Annotated in this window: 17 protein-coding genes; 2 read left to right on the forward strand and 15 right to left on the reverse strand. The window is 55.8% G+C overall.

What is annotated here, in order from left to right; genetic code table 11:
- Nucleotides 1-3: 3 nt before the first annotated feature.
- From KUO20_RS15895 to KUO20_RS15910, 4 genes are all read right to left on the reverse strand, one after another.
- Nucleotides 4-1,287, reverse strand: coding sequence for a TRAP transporter large permease (locus tag KUO20_RS15895; protein WP_235040768.1), 1,284 nt, complete (start codon nucleotides 1,285-1,287; stop codon nucleotides 4-6).
- A 30-nt stretch (nucleotides 1,288-1,317) separates the two neighbouring features.
- Nucleotides 1,318-1,896, reverse strand: a complete 579-nt coding sequence (locus KUO20_RS15900) for a TRAP transporter small permease (RefSeq protein ID WP_235040769.1) — start codon at nucleotides 1,894-1,896, stop codon at nucleotides 1,318-1,320.
- Nucleotides 1,897-2,177: 281 nt separating this feature from the next.
- Nucleotides 2,178-3,224 carry a TRAP transporter substrate-binding protein gene (locus tag KUO20_RS15905; protein ID WP_235040770.1) on the reverse strand — a complete coding sequence of 349 codons (1,047 nt, stop codon included), beginning with the start codon at nucleotides 3,222-3,224 and terminating at the stop codon, nucleotides 2,178-2,180.
- Nucleotides 3,225-3,432: 208 nt separating this feature from the next.
- Nucleotides 3,433-4,020 (reverse strand): TIGR02444 family protein, encoded by a 588-nt coding sequence (locus tag KUO20_RS15910; protein ID WP_235040771.1) that lies wholly within the window; start codon nucleotides 4,018-4,020, stop codon nucleotides 3,433-3,435.
- A gap of 31 nt (nucleotides 4,021-4,051) precedes the next feature.
- On the opposite strand from KUO20_RS15910, the gene KUO20_RS15915 reads away from it, so the two are divergent.
- Nucleotides 4,052-6,028 carry an ATP-binding cassette domain-containing protein gene (locus tag KUO20_RS15915; protein ID WP_235040772.1) on the forward strand — a complete coding sequence of 659 codons (1,977 nt, stop codon included), beginning with the start codon at nucleotides 4,052-4,054 and terminating at the stop codon, nucleotides 6,026-6,028.
- Between the two features lie 16 nt (nucleotides 6,029-6,044).
- Here KUO20_RS15915 and dtd read toward each other — a convergent pair whose 3' ends face one another.
- The 8 genes from dtd to KUO20_RS15955 form a co-directional block, all read right to left on the reverse strand.
- Nucleotides 6,045-6,482 (reverse strand): D-aminoacyl-tRNA deacylase, encoded by a 438-nt coding sequence (gene dtd, locus KUO20_RS15920; RefSeq protein ID WP_235040773.1) that lies wholly within the window; start codon nucleotides 6,480-6,482, stop codon nucleotides 6,045-6,047.
- 47 nt (nucleotides 6,483-6,529) lie between these two features.
- The gene (locus tag KUO20_RS15925) at nucleotides 6,530-7,111 is read right to left on the reverse strand and encodes a chalcone isomerase family protein (RefSeq protein ID WP_235040774.1); all 582 of its coding nucleotides are present in this window, start codon (nucleotides 7,109-7,111) and stop codon (nucleotides 6,530-6,532) included.
- Between the two features lie 87 nt (nucleotides 7,112-7,198).
- Entirely contained in the window at nucleotides 7,199-8,020 is an 822-nt protein-coding gene (thiD, locus tag KUO20_RS15930) for a bifunctional hydroxymethylpyrimidine kinase/phosphomethylpyrimidine kinase (protein ID WP_235040775.1), read from the reverse strand.
- A gap of 9 nt (nucleotides 8,021-8,029) precedes the next feature.
- Nucleotides 8,030-9,445 (reverse strand): TRAP transporter large permease, encoded by a 1,416-nt coding sequence (locus KUO20_RS15935; protein WP_235040776.1) that lies wholly within the window; start codon nucleotides 9,443-9,445, stop codon nucleotides 8,030-8,032.
- Nucleotides 9,445-9,993 carry a TRAP transporter small permease subunit gene (locus KUO20_RS15940; protein WP_235040777.1) on the reverse strand — a complete coding sequence of 183 codons (549 nt, stop codon included), beginning with the start codon at nucleotides 9,991-9,993 and terminating at the stop codon, nucleotides 9,445-9,447. The genes KUO20_RS15935 and KUO20_RS15940 overlap by 1 nt, the downstream gene beginning before the upstream one ends.
- 112 nt (nucleotides 9,994-10,105) lie before the next feature.
- Complete coding sequence (locus tag KUO20_RS15945; protein WP_422823089.1) at nucleotides 10,106-10,888, reverse strand: endonuclease/exonuclease/phosphatase family protein; 783 nt, start codon at nucleotides 10,886-10,888, stop codon at nucleotides 10,106-10,108.
- 77 nt (nucleotides 10,889-10,965) lie between these two features.
- On the reverse strand, nucleotides 10,966-11,598 hold the full coding sequence (locus KUO20_RS15950; protein ID WP_235040778.1) for a thiol:disulfide interchange protein DsbA/DsbL: 633 nt from the start codon (nucleotides 11,596-11,598) through the stop codon (nucleotides 10,966-10,968).
- Nucleotides 11,599-11,730: 132 nt separating this feature from the next.
- A complete protein-coding gene (locus KUO20_RS15955; RefSeq protein WP_235040779.1) occupies nucleotides 11,731-12,357 on the reverse strand; it encodes a c-type cytochrome in 627 nt (208 codons plus the stop codon).
- A gap of 248 nt (nucleotides 12,358-12,605) precedes the next feature.
- On the opposite strand from KUO20_RS15955, the gene yihA reads away from it, so the two are divergent.
- On the forward strand, nucleotides 12,606-13,244 hold the full coding sequence (gene yihA / locus KUO20_RS15960) for a ribosome biogenesis GTP-binding protein YihA/YsxC (RefSeq protein WP_096277023.1): 639 nt from the start codon (nucleotides 12,606-12,608) through the stop codon (nucleotides 13,242-13,244).
- Nucleotides 13,245-13,252: 8 nt separating this feature from the next.
- On the opposite strand, the gene KUO20_RS15965 is transcribed toward yihA, so the two are convergent.
- Genes KUO20_RS15965 through KUO20_RS15975 form a run of 3 tightly spaced genes read right to left on the reverse strand, consistent with a single transcriptional unit; the run spans nucleotide 13,253 to nucleotide 15,601 of the window.
- On the reverse strand, nucleotides 13,253-13,990 hold the full coding sequence (locus KUO20_RS15965) for an HAD family hydrolase (RefSeq protein WP_235040780.1): 738 nt from the start codon (nucleotides 13,988-13,990) through the stop codon (nucleotides 13,253-13,255).
- Entirely contained in the window at nucleotides 13,987-14,898 is a 912-nt protein-coding gene (locus KUO20_RS15970) for a tyrosine recombinase XerC (RefSeq protein ID WP_235040781.1), read from the reverse strand. The genes KUO20_RS15965 and KUO20_RS15970 overlap by 4 nt, the downstream gene beginning before the upstream one ends.
- Nucleotides 14,891-15,601, reverse strand: a complete 711-nt coding sequence (locus KUO20_RS15975) for a DUF484 family protein (protein WP_235040782.1) — start codon at nucleotides 15,599-15,601, stop codon at nucleotides 14,891-14,893. The genes KUO20_RS15970 and KUO20_RS15975 overlap by 8 nt, the downstream gene beginning before the upstream one ends.
- Nucleotides 15,602-15,617: the final 16 nt, after the last annotated feature.

The raw sequence follows: 15,617 nt of genomic DNA on the forward strand, positions 1-15,617 counted from the left end.
CGCTTACCGAAAGGCAACATCACGCAGAAACAGCGCAATCTGCGGGAACATGATCAGCAGCGCGGCGGCCAAGATCAGCATGAAGATGAACGGCGGCGTGCCTTTAATGACATCCCAATAAGGGCGTTTAAAAATCGCAATGGCGGTAAATATATCGCACCCAAAGGGCGGTGTTGCCGACCCTATCGCCACCTGCAGGGTAATCAATATACCCACCAACACCGGGTCTAAGCCCGTTGCAGCAATGGCCGGCGCAAAAATCGGCGTTAACACCAAAATGACCACAATCGGGTCGACAAACATACACGCCACAAAGAACGAGACACAGATGGCAATCAAAACGCCCGTTGGCCCAGCGTCATTGACACCCACCGTTTCCAAGATCATCTGCGGAATTTGCGCGAAAGAGATAATCCACGAAAAGCCATTACCGACAGCGACCAAGATAAACACCACGGCGGTAATCAGGCCCGTCGATTTGGCGATAGCATAAATGTCGTGCATCTTAAGCGAACGAAACACCACAAACTCTAGCAAGATGGCGTACAACACGCAGGCAGCAGCGGCCTCAGTTGGACTAAACACACCACCGTAAATACCGCCTACGATAATGACCGGAAAGCCTAGCGGCCAAAGCGCTTGTTTTACCGCCACTGCGCGCTCTTTCCAGCTCGCCTTTGGCTCGGTAGGCACGTCTTTAACGATGGCATACACAATGCTATAGGCGGAAAACATCACCAGAATCATTAACCCTGGCCCAATCCCCGCAATGAACAGTTCACCAATGGATGTACCTGAGATTACCCCATATATGATCATGCCAATGCTGGGGGGAATCAAAAAGGCGATGTCACTGGCGTTAATGATTAGCGCTAACGTAAATGAATCGGAATAGCCTGCCTTAAGCATCTTGGGCCGCAGCGGTGAGCCCACGGCCACCACCGTTGCCTGAGTTGAGCCTGAAACAGCGCCGAACAATGTACATGAGGCAGCGGTACTGACGGCTAGGCCACCTTTGATATGGCCGATAAACGACATGACCATTTCGATCAAACGGTTAGCCGACTGCCCACGGGTCATAATGTCTGCGGCAAGGATAAACATCGGAACGGCAATTAATGAGGCGGGGCGTATGCCTGCCATCATCTGCTGGATCAGCGTATCCATCTGCCCAAAGCCGTTAAACATCATATAAAAACCAATTACCGCGGCGGTAATTAGCGGAATCATCATAGGAAAGCCCAGCAGCAGCAGGGCAATCATAGCGGTGACCATTATCGTCGTCATATCTGTTCCCCTAGAGTGCAATGCCCTGAATCAGACTTCAGTTTCGGTATCTTTGTAACCATCCACGACGCCCGTCGAGAGATACACATCGTCAGAGGTGACGTTTTTAACCGCCGTCAGCAAATACTGAATACCGGTAATCAAAAACCCCATTGGCACCCACAGGTAAATAATCCATACAGGCAGCCCCAGCGATGGCAGAACGCGACCTTTGCTGTATAGATCAAGAATATAAACCATTGAATAGTAAAGCAAAAAGAACATCACCAGGGATGTAAACAGGGCGATAAAGATCATCAATACTTTGCGCCCACCGACCGGCAACGCATCGTAGATAGCCGACATGCGGATATGACGACCATGGCGGGCGGCATAGCCGATGCCTGCAAAGGTAATCATGATGATCAAAATCCGGTTTAGCTCACCGGAGAACATAATACTGTTACTAAAGACAAAGCGCGCAATGACATTGGTGACCGTATTCAATGCCATTAGCAAAACGCCTACCGCAAGAATAACGGCTTCAATTTTGCTAATTGCAGTGTCGATCACTCCCAATATCCCCGGCAAACCGGAGTGGTAGCTATTTTCCATCTCTTCATCGGTCATGGCCTGACTCCTCTCTAATGGCTCTAACGGCAGCTCGATGCCCTCAGCACAATCAATACAGCGTTTTCCAGACCCGTCTCGCGCTATTGAGCAAGAGATTATCGCTAGCGTAACGGCATGCTGATGCAGGTGTTTCAACGCTAGATGTACGTAACCCACCCGTAGCGCTTACAAGCCCTAAAGTGAATATCCAACTCCACGTCGGCGCAACAAAAAAGGGGCAGCCTTTGCTGCCCCTTGGGTACATCACCCATTTTGCCCGTATGGCTTATAAGGGATGATTACTCGTTGGTAACGGTCTCAAGGTCTGCTTTAAACTGATCAAGCAGCGCTTGACCACCTTCACCGGTCATTTCAAGGAAGGCTTCTTCAACCTGCGGAGCACGCTCACGGAAGGCCTGAATCTGCTCTTCGTTCAGACGCGTCACCGTTACTTCATCAGACGCCGCCTGAATTTTTTCTAGCGCTTCATCGGCTAAGCCTTTGATATGCTCAATCGTCTGATCATAAGCGGCTTGTGAAGCTTCTTGCACCAGCGCTTGGTCTTCTTCAGACAGGTCTGCATAGAAATCCTGGTTGGCCATCATCGCGGTGGTAAACCAGCCGTGGCCGGTAAACGTCAGATGAGGCGATACTTCATACAAACCGCCTGATTCTATCCAAAAAATCGGATTTTCTTGACCATCAAGAATACCGGTCTGCAGACCACCGTACACTTCACCCCACGGCAGCGGCGTAGGCGTTGCGCCGAAGGCATCGTACGTTTCCGACAGCAGCGGGTTGGTCATGGTACGGATTTTCTTATTATCCATATCCTCCGGTGAGCTAATCGGCTCATTGGTAGTAATGACCATTTCGCCTTCTGGATACATTTTCAGCAGCTCTAGGCCTTGCTCGGCATAAAGCTCCGGAAACATTTCGTTGATGGCTTTGCTTTCGTCAAAGAACGTCAGCACGGTTTCTTCATCGGTCGGCAGCAGGTAAGGAATAAAGAAGATTTGCGCTTCAGGAATCAGCGCACCGGTAAAGCCAGGCGACTGGTTCACAAACTGCAGGATGCCGTTCTGCGTCTGCTCCATGATGTCATCAGACTCGCCCAGCTCGCCAAAGCGATACACCTGCACCGTGTTGTCAGAATTTTCTTCAATATATTCTTTAAAGGCATAGGCAAAGACATCTTGAACATCGCCTTCGTACTCTTCGTGAGCGTAACGCCAGTTGTCTGCTTGTGCCACAGACGCCATGCCTAACAGCAATGCGCCAACGCTGGCAGTAGTGATTAACTTCGTGGTAACAGAACGAGTAGAAACGGTTTTGCTTGCCTTCATGCGATGTTCCCCTTGCAGTGGTAAGCGCGCGATACACATGCGCAACATTATTTTTAAAGCGAACTGCTTAGCATCTAACGTTTAAAACCAACCCATCGGCGCGTTTCTCAACGCGGCATTATTGTTCGCTAATAGGCATAAATGCGTCGTTAACTGCGTGCTAGCGGGCAAATAACGCTAGGTAATTCAAAACTAGCTTAAATTCAGGCTAGCGCGCTCCTTGATGAGGGTCAAGTTGACGAACGAGCGTTTGCAGCGCCTGAAGCGACGCCGAAGGCGTGTTTGAAGGACCAGTAAACTGGAAGGCTTTTTCACCATGATTCAGCTTTTTTTCAAGCCATTCAGCTACATTCGAAGGCTTTTCAACGATGTTAGTGACGCATTTTTCATCGATTGTTACTTCCAAAGCCCATGTTTGCCAACGTTGAAGGTTCTCACGTTCGGCCATCAGTTCCGCCTGCTTAATGGTCTTGCGCAGCGCTGCCACAGCTTCGTTCGAGGCAGCCGACGACGTTAAGTCGCGGCGCAGTGCGCGCAAAACACCCGTTACTCGAGCCTGCCAGTGAAGACGCTCCTTGCGCACGGCAGACACGGCTGTCGACACGGTTTCTAAGCCGCATGAATATAGCCAGCAATGAAACAACATTTCGCAAACATCTAATCCCGCCTCGTCCTGTAACGTTAAGCACGCCGCCTCAACGCCTGGCTTGGCGTAAAACGCGAGCGCAAAATCCCATAACGGTATCTGCTGCAAGCGCTGCAATCGGGTAGAATCAAGCGCAATAGAATCTGGCATCGTATGACCCACATTTTTTTCGGGAGAAGGCATGATCGCACTGCGCCAAGTCGCCCTGCAACGCGGCACGCAAACGCTACTCGACAACGCGGACGTTACTCTTAATAACGGGGTAAAGGCCGGCATTATCGGGGCAAACGGCGCCGGTAAATCGAGCCTGTTCAAACTCTTGCTGGGCGAGCTTGCGCCCGACCAGGGTGATGTCGAGATGAGCGGAGGCCAGCGCATTGCGCATATGGCCCAGGAAGTTGACGCGCTTGACCGGCCTATTATCGAGTATGTGCTCGACGGCGACCTGGCATTACGACAGGCCGAGGCCGACTTACTTGCCGCTCGTGAAGCCGACGACGCCCATCGCGAAGCCGAACTGCATGGCTTAATTGAAACGCTGGACGGCTACCGTGCTGCGTCCCGCGCGGCACAGCTGCTGGTCGGGCTTGGGTTCTTACAAGCTGACCTGACCCGCCCGCTGTCGGCGTTTTCCGGCGGGTGGCGAATGCGCGTCAATCTCGCCCGCACCCTTTTCATGCCTTCTGACTTGCTACTGCTGGACGAGCCCACCAACCATTTAGACCTAGATGCTTTACTGTGGCTGGAGCAGTGGCTGACCCGCTACCCCGGCACGCTGCTGCTGATTTCTCACGACCGCGACTTTTTAGATGCGGTGTGCGACCACATCGTGCATATGCACCACCAAACGCTGGAGCTTTACCGCGGCAACTACTCCCAGTTTGAGCGCACCCGCGCCGAAAAGCTCGCTCTTCAGCAAGCCGAAGCCGTCAAACAGCAGGCGCGTCGGGAAGAGATCGAGCGCTTTATCGCCCGCTTTAAAGCACAAGCGACCAAGGCGAAGCAGGCACAAAGTCGGGTCAAAATGCTTGAGCGCATGGAAGATATCGCCGTTGCCCACGTGGACTCCCCGTTCCACTTCACGCTGCCCGCTGCCGATAAAACGTCACGTCCGCTGCTGGTGCTGGATCAGGCCCAGCTAGGCTATCGCGGTAAAACGGACGACGGAAGTGACGATAACATCCAGCTGGACAAGGTCAACGTTACCCTGCTGCCCGGCAGTCGCATTGGCCTGCTAGGTCCTAACGGCGCTGGCAAATCGACGCTGATTAAATCACTGACTGGCGAGCTTGAGCTACTTAATGGCAAACGCGTGCCCGGCGAGCATTTAGCGATTGGCTACTTTGCTCAGCATCAGCTTGAAAGCCTGGACGTTTCATCGACGCCCTTTGTGCATGTGCAGCGCCTCTCGCCCACCGCCAGTGATCAGGATATTCGCAATTTCCTGGGCGGCTTTGGCTTTAAGGGTGACGACGCCTTCGGCACAGTCGCCAACTACTCGGGCGGCGAGAAAGCCCGCTTGGCGCTGGCATTGGTCGCCTGGCAAAAGCCTAACCTGCTCTTGCTCGATGAGCCGACCAACCATCTAGATTTGGAGATGCGCGAAGCATTAACCCAGGCGCTAGCAAGCTTTGAAGGCACGGTTATTTTGGTGTCTCACGACCGCCACCTGCTGCGGGCGACCGTAGATGAGTTCTGGCGAGTAGCCGATAATCGCGTCGAACCGTTTGACGGCGATCTGGAGGATTATCGGGTTTGGCTTAAAGCGCGCCTGGAAGAGAGCCGCCGCGACTCACGCGGTGAAAAGGCCGAACGTCAAAGTCAGCAGCCCAGCGGCGACAGCCGTGAAGCGCGCAAAGCATCCCGTAAAGCGGCCGCCGAACTGCGCGAAAAATTACGTCCGCTGAAAAAACAGCGCGACCAGGCCGAACAGACCATGGAAAAGGCCCAGCAGGCATTGGAAGAGGTAGAGCTCGTGCTGGCTGACCCTGAGCTCTACACAGACAGTGCGCGTAAAGCGGAGTTGACCAAGACGCTTAGCCAGCAGGCGGAGATCAAGGCGCGCCAAGATGAAGCAGAACGGCAGTGGCTCAGCGCCGAAGAAGCGCTAGAGACCATGGAAGCCGAGCTGCTGGCCAGCGAAGAAGCGGTTAGCTAGGTCTCGCCAGAGCTCACTAGCTTTCCAGTAAAAACGTGACCGGGCCATCGTTGACCAGCGCTACCTGCATATCGGCGCCAAACTCACCGGTGGCCACGTTCGGCCAAGCAGCGCTGGCCTGGTCGACAAGGAAGTCAAATAGCCGCTCGCCTTCGTCCGGCGGCGCGGCGCTGGAAAAGCTGGGGCGCAGCCCCTTACGAGTATCCGCTGCTAAGGTGAATTGAGAAACAAGCAGCAGCCCACCGTTCACCTGCTGAAGGTTTTGATTCATTTTATCGTCGGCATCGCTGAACACACGGTAGTGAAGAAGCTTGTGCAGAAGCTTGCTAGCAGCCGCCTGGTCGTCGCCCTTTTCGACGCCCACCAGCGCTAGCAACCCATGCTCGATTGCTCCCACGGTCTGGCCCTTCACCTCTACGCTTGCGCGCGTTACCCGCTGAATCAGCGCTTTCATCGTGCGTCTCCTTGGCTGCTAACAACAGCGCCGTCCGCGACCGCTCGCTAGCCTCTTCCTAACAGCGCATCGCGAAAATCTTCACCTAGTGGGCGCTCGCCTAGCCAGATACTAAACATGGCGCTGGCTAACTCGGCGTTATCCTCTGCAAACAGAACCTCACCATTGAGCGCCAAGCGTAGCTGCGTGCCGTCCCAGCTAAGTAGATAGCGGTCGCCGGGCACGACGTCGCTATAGCGCTGATTAAGTCGCTCTAAAGGCTCTTCAATCTGAGTGAATTCATACAGCGTCAGCGTGTTCCGCAGCGTTTCTTCCGTGGCCTCGGCAAAGTCTGACGCTTTAATAGCATGGAAATAGGCCAGCTCTAGCCGCCTCGGCTGGTTGCCCATTGGCTGAGGCTGCGTCTCACCTTCAAGCTGATAGTACGCTCCCGCATAGGCGTTCCAGACCATATAGCGAAAAACGCCGCTGCCAATCAGCGTATAGCGCTGCCCGTTCTCGTCAACGACGCGTTCAAAACGCTCACCCCGTTCAGAAACGCTGCTGGCAAAGACACCGGACGTTATCAACAGCATACATATCGTCAGTAATGCGCCCAGCGCGGGGTGATGGTTCAGCCTTAATCGCATGGTGATACCCTCCTGTTGACCGCGTTTTCTCGCAAACTCTCAGCGCAATACCTAACACCCAATACATCTTGCCAAACGTCGCGAGCGTTACCACCACGCATGAAAGTGATGCACCGGACCACGCCCTTTGCCCACGTTTAGGCGGGCACTTGCTTCTAACGCGGCATGCAGCCACTGCTTGGCCTCGCTAATCGCCACCACGGCTGCATTAGCGGATGCTGAAGCCGGCTGCTTGGCTAAACAAGCGGCGATCGCCGAAGAGAGCGCGCAGCCGGTACCGTGTAAGTTATCCGTATCAATACGCGAAGCGGGCAGCCACTCATGGCCGCTGGGCGTTGCCAGCAAGTCAGGGCACGTCGCCCCGCGCAGATGGCCGCCTTTGAGCACCACATACGGCGCGCCTAACTGCATCAGCCCCGGCAACATTGCCTCCATTGCTTCTAAGCTAGTCGGCGAGGGCGAATCGAGCAGCACGGCTGCTTCTGGAAGGTTGGGAGTGATGACGTCGGCTAACGGCACCAAAATATCTCGCACGGCGCGAATACCGGCGTCATCCACCAAGATATCACCACTTTTGGCCACCATGACGGGGTCCAGTACGATCCAGCGCGGGCGTTTCTGACGCAATACGTCGGCGATCACTTCGGCGACTTCACGGCTAGCCACCATGCCAATTTTGACCGCGTCTAGCGTGACATCTTTGAGCAAATGCTCTAACTGTTCACGAATCACCTGCGGCGACACCGGATAAACCGACGCCACGCCGCAGGTATTCTGGGCAATCACCGCCGTGATCACGTTGGTGCCATAGACCCCTAATGCTGAAAAGGTTTTCAGGTCTCCCTGCAGGCCTGCGCCCCCGGAAGGGTCAGAGCCTGCAATCGTCAGTACATTGGCAATAGGATGCATGCTTTCCCCTTACATCAACGAAGGCAGCCATGTGGCCAGTCCCGGGAATAGCGCCAGCGCCAACAGCATGCCGAGCTGCATGATGATAAACGGCACGACGCCGCGATAAATTGCCGATGTCGGCACGCTTTGCGGCGTCACACCGCGCAAATAGAATAGCGCAAAGCCAAAGGGCGGCGTCAAAAACGAGGTCTGGAGGTTGACCGCAATCATGATGCCCAGCCAGATGGGGTCAACCCCCATCGCTAATAGCACCGGACCAACAATGGGCACCACCACAAAGGTGATCTCGATAAAGTCGAGTATGAACCCGAGCAGGAAGATGACCAGCATGACCACAATAGTAGCGCCCACCACCCCACCGGGCATCGAATCAAACATATGGTTGACCAGCTCTTCGCCACCAAACGCTCGGAATACCAGTGAAAACAGCGTCGCGCCAATCAGGATCAAAAACACCATGCTGGTTACCTGGGCGGTGGAGCGAACCACCTCACCCAGCATCGAAAAGCTTAACCGCCGATTGGCCGCTGCCAGCAGCAGCGCACCGAAGGCACCCACCGCCGAGGCTTCCGTGGGCGTGGCAAAGCCGCCCAAGATCGAGCCCAGCACGGCCACAATTAGCAGTACGGGCGGTAAAAGCCCTTTCAGTAGCAGCGGCCAGATACTGCCGGTGTGCCCCAACTCCTGCATCAATCCTTCACGATCCGCCGCCGGGGCCGTACTAGGCTTTAGCCACGCCACTGTAAGCAGATAGATAATATAGGCCAGCACCAGTAGCAGACCCGGCACCAACGCACCGACAAACAGATCGCCCACAGAAAGCGTCTTGGGGCTCCAAGCGCCCATAGATAGCTGTGCCTGCTGATAGGCATTGTTGAGAACATCGCCTAACAGCACCAAGGCGATGGAAGGCGGAATGATTTGGCCCAGAGTGCCCGTGGCACAAATGGTCCCGGTCGCCAGTGCCGGTGAGTAGCCGCGTTTGAGCATGGTGGGTAGCGAGAGCAGGCCCATGGTAACCACCGTTGCTCCCACAATACCGGTAGACGCGGCCAGCAGCATACCCACCAATACCACCGCAATGCCCAACCCGCCGCGCAGGGCGCCAAATGCCATGGTCATCGCATCCAGCAGCGTTTCCGCCACCCGTGACTTCTCAAGCAGGACACCCATCAGCACGAATAAAGGCACCGCCAGCAGGGTGTTGTTCGTCATGATGCCGTAGATCCGGCTAGGCATTGAGCCCATCCAGCGTGCCTCGAAATGCACCGGAACGCCCAGCGATTGCAGCAACCAGCCTAATCCGGCAAAGGCCAGCGCCGTACCCGCAAGCGACAGAGCCACCGGATAACCCAACATCAAGACGCCGCATACCGCAGCAAACAGTAACAGCGGCATGCCTTCCAATAGAGTCGCCAGCACTAGATCATCTCCTCATGCACAGGGGCAGAACTGGATAGCTTGCCGCGGATAATCAGCACCTGACGTATCAGTTGCGCCACCGCCTGTAAAAGTAGCAGTGCCACCATTCCCAGAATCAGCGTTTTAAGCAGGAACACGGCCGGAATGCCGCCGTCCCCCGACCGCTCCATAATGACCCAGCTGGTAATCACATAGTGGAAGCTTGAAATGGCGATAAATGACATGACGGGAATCAGCAGAAATAGCGTGCCGAGCAGGTCGACCCACGCGCGGCCACGCTCAGACATCTTGCGGTAAAAGATATCGACCCGCACATGGCCATCGTGACGTAGCGTCCATCCGGCGCCGAGCATGAACACGGCGGCGTGCATGTACATCACCGACTCTTGCATCACGATGCTATTGATACCGAAAATATAGCGCAGCACGACGATGGCAAATTGCACCAGCATCATTATCACAACCAGCCAGGCAATGGCCCGGCCCACTCCCTCAGTCACGCAGTCGAGCCAGCGTAGCAAGCGCGGCTCATGGGCATTGGCGAGCATGTTAAATGTCCTGGAAAAGAAACGGCCCAGAATCATCGCTGATTCTGGGCCGAACGTCATCCCTAAAAAGGTCTGGGTGGGCCATAAAACGGCCTAAATTGCTCTTAGCAGCTTATTGAGTTGCGTTGGGTGCGGGTGTCGCCTTTTTAATAGCCAATAGGCAGGCGGCCGGCAAAGGTAAATCAACCGCAATCGGCAAGTGATCCGAAAACAGGTGATCCATTACCCGCACCTCAGCGGCCTCCAGAGTTTGCGATAGCAAAATGTGGTCCAACGCTTGCCTGGGCTGCCACGATGGGTAGCTCAATAAAGGTGTAACGGGATGCAGCGGCAACGAGGTGCTGAATCGCTCATGGGCGTGCAGCTGAGCCGGAGTGCAGTTCAGATCGCCCATCACCACCACATGCCGCAGTGGCTGGATGATCTCGCTTAAGTAGTTAAGCTGGCGCACCCGGCCACGATGGCTAAGCGCCAAATGTGCGACAAAAATATGTAGCGCATCCGGCCCGTTACCAAACCGCACGTGAATGGCACCACGCCCAGGCAAGGTCCCGGGCAGGCGGTGCTCTTCGATTTTGGTGGGCACGAGACGCGAAAGCAGCCCGTTGCTGTGCTGGGCAAGGTGCCCAAGATTTCGGTTCAATTGCTTGAAGTGATGAGGAAATCCGGCCTTAGCCGCCAGATATTCCACCTGGTTGATGCGGCTGGAGCGAAAGCTGCCGCCGTCGGCTTCCTGCAGACCGACGACATCAAACTGGCCCAGCACGTCGCTCATAACATCCAGGCGCTTGACCCGCTTCCGATTAGGCAGAAAGTGCTGCCAACTACGAGTGAGATAGTGATGATAAGCAGACGTCTGAATGCCCACCTGCAGATTGAATGTCAGCAGGCGCAAATGACCACCTTCTAACAGCGGCTTATGGGTGCTCGTAACGCTCGCTGTCTTATCAGCCTTCACTTCATTTGACACCGTTATTCTGCGCGCTCAGCACGCACTTGCTTAATTAGCGCATCCGCCACCTGCGGCATATTTTCAAGGCTGCCAGCAGAACTAGGCGTCACTACATAGCGACCGTCAACGACCAGGGCCGGAACGCCCATTAGGCGCATTTCGCGCATACGGCTGTTGGCCTTGTTCACTTCACTACGCACGCTAAAAGCCGTTAGCGCTTGTTTCGCTTCTTCTTCACTCACGCCATAGTTGGCAAAGAACTCAGCGATATCATCAGGATCGGTTAGTGACTGCTTTTCCTGATGAATGGCATTAAAGAAATCGGCGTGCAGCTCATCTTCGATACCCAGCGATTCAGCCGCATAGAAAGCGGTCGCGTGGGTATTCCAATCGCCGCCCATGGTGGCAGGCATATGCACTACGCTGACGTCATCGCCGAGTGTTTCGTACCACTCATTAACCGGCGTTTGCAGGCGGTAGCAGTGCGGGCAACCAAACCAGAACACTTCGGTCACTTCGATTTGGCCGTCTTCAACGTTCGTTTCTACCGGCGTCTCAAGAAGCTCATACTGCTGGCCTGCTACTAGTTCCTGGGCACTCACCGCCGCAGAAAGTCCGAGGCCGGCCATTGCGACCATTAGCGTTTTAAACATTGCGTGTATTCTCCATGGGTAAGCGAAGGATGTGACAGTCACTATAGTAGCGAGTTCCCTCCTCTACGACACATTACTAGCGCCCGACAAGGTTTCGCAATCCTGACAAAAAAACGTTTAGGCTTCCAAAGGCTAGTTCAGGCCTAACAAATAGTTAGCGACGGCTTGCATATCGTTATCGCTCATCTTGGCCGCGATATCTTGCATCATATGATTAGGGTCATTGTCACGCTCACCGTTAGCGAACGCCTGCAGCATCGCGATCGTGTACTGCGCATACTGGCCAGAAAGCCCGGGGTAAACGGCACTGCCGATACCGACGCCAGTGGGCGAGTGGCAGGCTGAACAGGCGGGTATGCCCATAGCCATATCGCCCGCGCGGTACAGTTCTTCGCCACGCGCCAGCAGGTCCGCATCCGCATCGCTCGCTTGCCCCAGGTGGGCATCTAATCCGGCGAAAAACGCCGCGACATCCCACGCATCCTGATCTGAATAGCTGTCCACTTGACCGGCCATTTGCGGCACTAAGCGATCGCCATCACGAATATCGATGATCTGCTTGGCCAGATAAGACATTTGTTGACCTGCCAAGTGAGGGAAGGCGCTCGCCGGGCTAATGCCGGTTTGACCATGGCAAGCAGCGCACGTCTGCGCACGCTCGCGACCCGCCGGTGCATCCGCATCGGCCTGGAAGTCCGCTTGGGCGTGCGCGATGCCAACGGCCATAGCAATGGCCAAGCTTGCCAGTAACTGTCTCATTACCCTTCCACATAGCGGTTTATATTTGACGAATGTGCTGGTCGCTGCCGACTAGAGCGCGATGGTACACTAGCGCCTCAGCTCGCAGAGATATACCGCTGGCATTATAACGAATCACCCCTGGCGGCGGGAATCAAAACCCTGGGCTGCTTTAGGGGTCACTCGTCGCGGCACTGCTCTATGCTCTTTCTTTCGTATCATGTGCGCCGAGCAGGCCGCTTTTATGTTCGTTTTTCAGGATCACATCCATGTCTACCCCTCATGATAGCCTTGTCGCTCGGCTGAACTACCCCACGGCAAGTTTTGTTATCAGCGCGCCTACCCTAGCGCTATGCCCTGACGATACCGGTGCAGAAGTTGCTTTTGCCGGGCGTTCGAATGCCGGTAAATCAAGTGCTATCAACGCATTAACGCAACAGAATGCCCTGGCGAGAACCTCTCGCACGCCGGGTCGTACCCAGTTAATCAACTTTTTCCGCGTCATGAACGACGACGCTAGAAGGCTGGTCGATCTCCCGGGCTACGGCTACGCCAAGGTACCTGAATCGGTCAAACTGGAGTGGCAAAAGCACCTAGCAGAGTATCTGCGTAACCGCTTTAGCCTGCGTGGCCTAGTGCTGTTGATGGATGTGCGTCATCCGCTGACCGAGTTCGATCAAATGATGCTCAGCTATGCTGACCAGCGAGAAATGCCGGTGCATATTCTGCTGACCAAGTCGGACAAGCTAAAGAAAGGCCCTGCCAACGCGGCATTGCAAAAAGTACGCTCGAGCCTCAAAGAGTGGGAAGACCTGGTGTCGGTACAGCTATTCTCATCGCTCAAGCGCGACGGCGTGGACACGCTTTCAAAGAAGTTGGATCAATGGCTGCACACGCCGCCTGAATAGTTCGGCGCTTATACTTCGTTTTCTAGCAGCTTAAGTACGCTGGGCAGCTCTTTAATATGGGCGATGCGATGCACTCGCGGCGGCAGCACCTCGTCACCCGCTGCGGCAATCCATACGGCGTGCATCCCCAGCCGCTGAGCAGGCAGAATGTCTTCCTCCCACGAATCACCTACGTGCATCGCGCATTCCGGCGCGACGTTGAGACGTGCAAGCGCGGTAAGAAACGGCGTGGGGTCAGGTTTGGGCGCCAGCAACTCCCCCGCGGCAATGGCCACAGGGAAGTGAGCGGCCAGCGGCTGACGCGCCAAATGGATATTGCCATTGGTAATGGCGGCAAGCTGATAGCGCTCCGCCAATGCGGTCAATAGCCCCGTCGCTTCAGGATGAGGCGTTACCTGAATGCGCAGGCGATGAAACTCGTTCATCGCCGCAGCTGCCCACAGCAACGCGCCGCTGCGCGTCAAACCCTGAGCTTCTAACTGAGCTTCCAGGGCGCGTAAGCGCAGCCATGTGAAGTCGCCACGCCGTTCGGGCACATCTTTAGCCAGCTGTAAGCGACGCTGCAGATAATCTTGTCCGCCGTTGACCGGGTCCAGCGCGAGTGCTGGCTCTTGACGCGCAGCACGCCATGCGCTGAGCGCGTCCAGCAACCAGCGGTAATGCCCTTCCTCAGTGCGTAACATCACGCCATGGTTGTCCCACAACGTATCGTCTAGATCGAAGGTAATGGCCTTCAGCACCGTCATGACTTACTCCTAGGGCTGCGTTTGGCGCGCGGATGAGCGGCATCGTAGCTCGTTGCCAGATGCTGCCAGTCGAGCCGCGTATAGATTTGGGTCGTCGAAAGATTAGCGTGTCCTAATAATTCTTGTACCGCGCGCAGGTCTTGACTTGATTCCAGCAGGTGGCTGGCAAAAGAATGGCGCAAACGGTGAGGATGCAAATGCTCGGGCAAGCCTCGAGCCAGTGACAGCTGTGCTAAGCGCTTTTGAATGGCGCGATGCCCTAGCCGCGCGCCGCGCTGGCCAACAAATAAAGCCAGCTCTCCCGCAGGCGCCAGCGCAGAACGACAGCCAAGCCAGTCGATCAGTGCCTGCTGGGCTCGGCGCCCAACCGGTACCTGGCGCGGCTTGCCTCCTTTACCGATGACCCTCACTCGGCTGCTTTGCAAATCACCCAGATCCAGCGCAGCAAGCTCAGCTAACCGCAGGCCACTGGAATAAAACAGTTCCAGAATGGCTTGATCGCGCACGCCCAGGGGTGAACCGTCATGGGGGGTATCCAGAAAACGCGCCAACGCATCGACATCGACCGGACGCGGCAGGTGGCTTGGCTGCTTCGGTGTGCGTAATAGCCCCACCGGGTTATCCACCAGCACGTCCTGTTTAACCAGGTAGTCCGCAAAGCGTGACAGCGCTGCCCGACGCCGCGTCAAGCTTCGGGGCGCCAAGCCCCGGCTACGCTCTGCGCCCAAAAAGGCGCGTAGCAGGGCAGTGTCTAGCGCCGCAGGGTCAGTGACATCGCGACGATTTGTGAAGGTACACAGCGCCGCCAGGTCATGCTGATAGGCCGCCACGGTCGCCGGGCTGGCATGGGCCGTCAGCGCCGCTAAAAATGCCTCAATGCGATCTGCAATAGATAATGGCTTAGCCATGATCGCCTAGACGTACCAGCAGGCGCGCGACGATATCGCCTAGATACTCGGTGAACAGCGTGTCCATGCTGGCTCGATAGGCATCGGGGCTGGGGCTTGCCAGCACCAGGTAGCCAAGCGGGTCGCCAGCAGAGAGGCGCGAGATAGCGCACGAGCCGGCTTTGCGCGGTGCTTTAACATGGGGCAGCAAACACTTCCAATCGCTAACGCTGAGCTTAACGCAGCGGCTAGTGCGGCCATCCAACATAGCGGCTAGGCGCGCACTAGCATGCTGGTCTAACACGTGGCGCGGCGGCTGGGGCGGCTGCGGCTCGGCATCGCTTAAGGTGGCCGGGCACCACAGCGCCATGGCCGGGGTTTCAAAGCGCTCACTCAGCTGAGTCGCCAGCGCCTGTGCCAATGCATCGCGGTCTTGAGCCTCAACCAATGCAATCAGCGTTTCGCGTAGCCGACGATACTGAGACTCGTTATGGCGAGCGGTTTCTAACAAGTGCTCTAAACGACCCTCTGCGGTTTCAGCACGCTTACGCAGATCAAATACCAGCCGCTCCAGCAGCGACACAGCCCCCTCAATATTGGGATGGGGCACTTGCAGCTGCTGCAATAACCCTTCACGGCCTACGAAAAAATCGGGATGACGCGCCAGCCAGAACGCCACTTGATCAGGATCGAGCGTTTTGCGGGGTTCAGGGGCTTGTGACATCGCCGTTCTCCTCGAA

Origin of the sequence: Vreelandella profundi (genome assembly GCF_019722725.1) — a bacterium.
Taxonomy (GTDB): Bacteria; Pseudomonadota; Gammaproteobacteria; order Pseudomonadales; family Halomonadaceae; genus Vreelandella; species Vreelandella profundi.

What these genes read in the sequence shown, in the direction of transcription:
- KUO20_RS15925 (WP_235040774.1), bottom strand. Translation starts at nt 7,111, where the DNA reads ATGCGATTAAGGCTGAACCATCACCCCGCGCTGGGCGCATTACTGACG.
- KUO20_RS15940 (WP_235040777.1), bottom strand. Translation starts at nt 9,993, where the DNA reads ATGCTCGCCAATGCCCATGAGCCGCGCTTGCTACGCTGGCTCGACTGC.
- KUO20_RS15900 (WP_235040769.1), bottom strand. Translation starts at nt 1,896, where the DNA reads ATGACCGATGAAGAGATGGAAAATAGCTACCACTCCGGTTTGCCGGGG.
- KUO20_RS15910 (WP_235040771.1), bottom strand. Translation starts at nt 4,020, where the DNA reads ATGCCAGATTCTATTGCGCTTGATTCTACCCGATTGCAGCGCTTGCAG.
- KUO20_RS15950 (WP_235040778.1), bottom strand. Translation starts at nt 11,598, where the DNA reads ATGTTTAAAACGCTAATGGTCGCAATGGCCGGCCTCGGACTTTCTGCG.
- dtd (WP_235040773.1), bottom strand. Translation starts at nt 6,482, where the DNA reads ATGAAAGCGCTGATTCAGCGGGTAACGCGCGCAAGCGTAGAGGTGAAG.
- KUO20_RS15975 (WP_235040782.1), bottom strand. Translation starts at nt 15,601, where the DNA reads ATGTCACAAGCCCCTGAACCCCGCAAAACGCTCGATCCTGATCAAGTG.
- KUO20_RS15905 (WP_235040770.1), bottom strand. Translation starts at nt 3,224, where the DNA reads ATGAAGGCAAGCAAAACCGTTTCTACTCGTTCTGTTACCACGAAGTTA.
- KUO20_RS15970 (WP_235040781.1), bottom strand. Translation starts at nt 14,898, where the DNA reads ATGGCTAAGCCATTATCTATTGCAGATCGCATTGAGGCATTTTTAGCG.
- KUO20_RS15895 (WP_235040768.1), bottom strand. Translation starts at nt 1,287, where the DNA reads ATGACGACGATAATGGTCACCGCTATGATTGCCCTGCTGCTGCTGGGC.
- KUO20_RS15915 (WP_235040772.1), top strand. Translation starts at nt 4,052, where the DNA reads ATGATCGCACTGCGCCAAGTCGCCCTGCAACGCGGCACGCAAACGCTA.
- yihA (WP_096277023.1), top strand. Translation starts at nt 12,606, where the DNA reads ATGTCTACCCCTCATGATAGCCTTGTCGCTCGGCTGAACTACCCCACG.
- KUO20_RS15955 (WP_235040779.1), bottom strand. Translation starts at nt 12,357, where the DNA reads ATGAGACAGTTACTGGCAAGCTTGGCCATTGCTATGGCCGTTGGCATC.
- thiD (WP_235040775.1), bottom strand. Translation starts at nt 8,020, where the DNA reads ATGCATCCTATTGCCAATGTACTGACGATTGCAGGCTCTGACCCTTCC.
- KUO20_RS15965 (WP_235040780.1), bottom strand. Translation starts at nt 13,990, where the DNA reads ATGACGGTGCTGAAGGCCATTACCTTCGATCTAGACGATACGTTGTGG.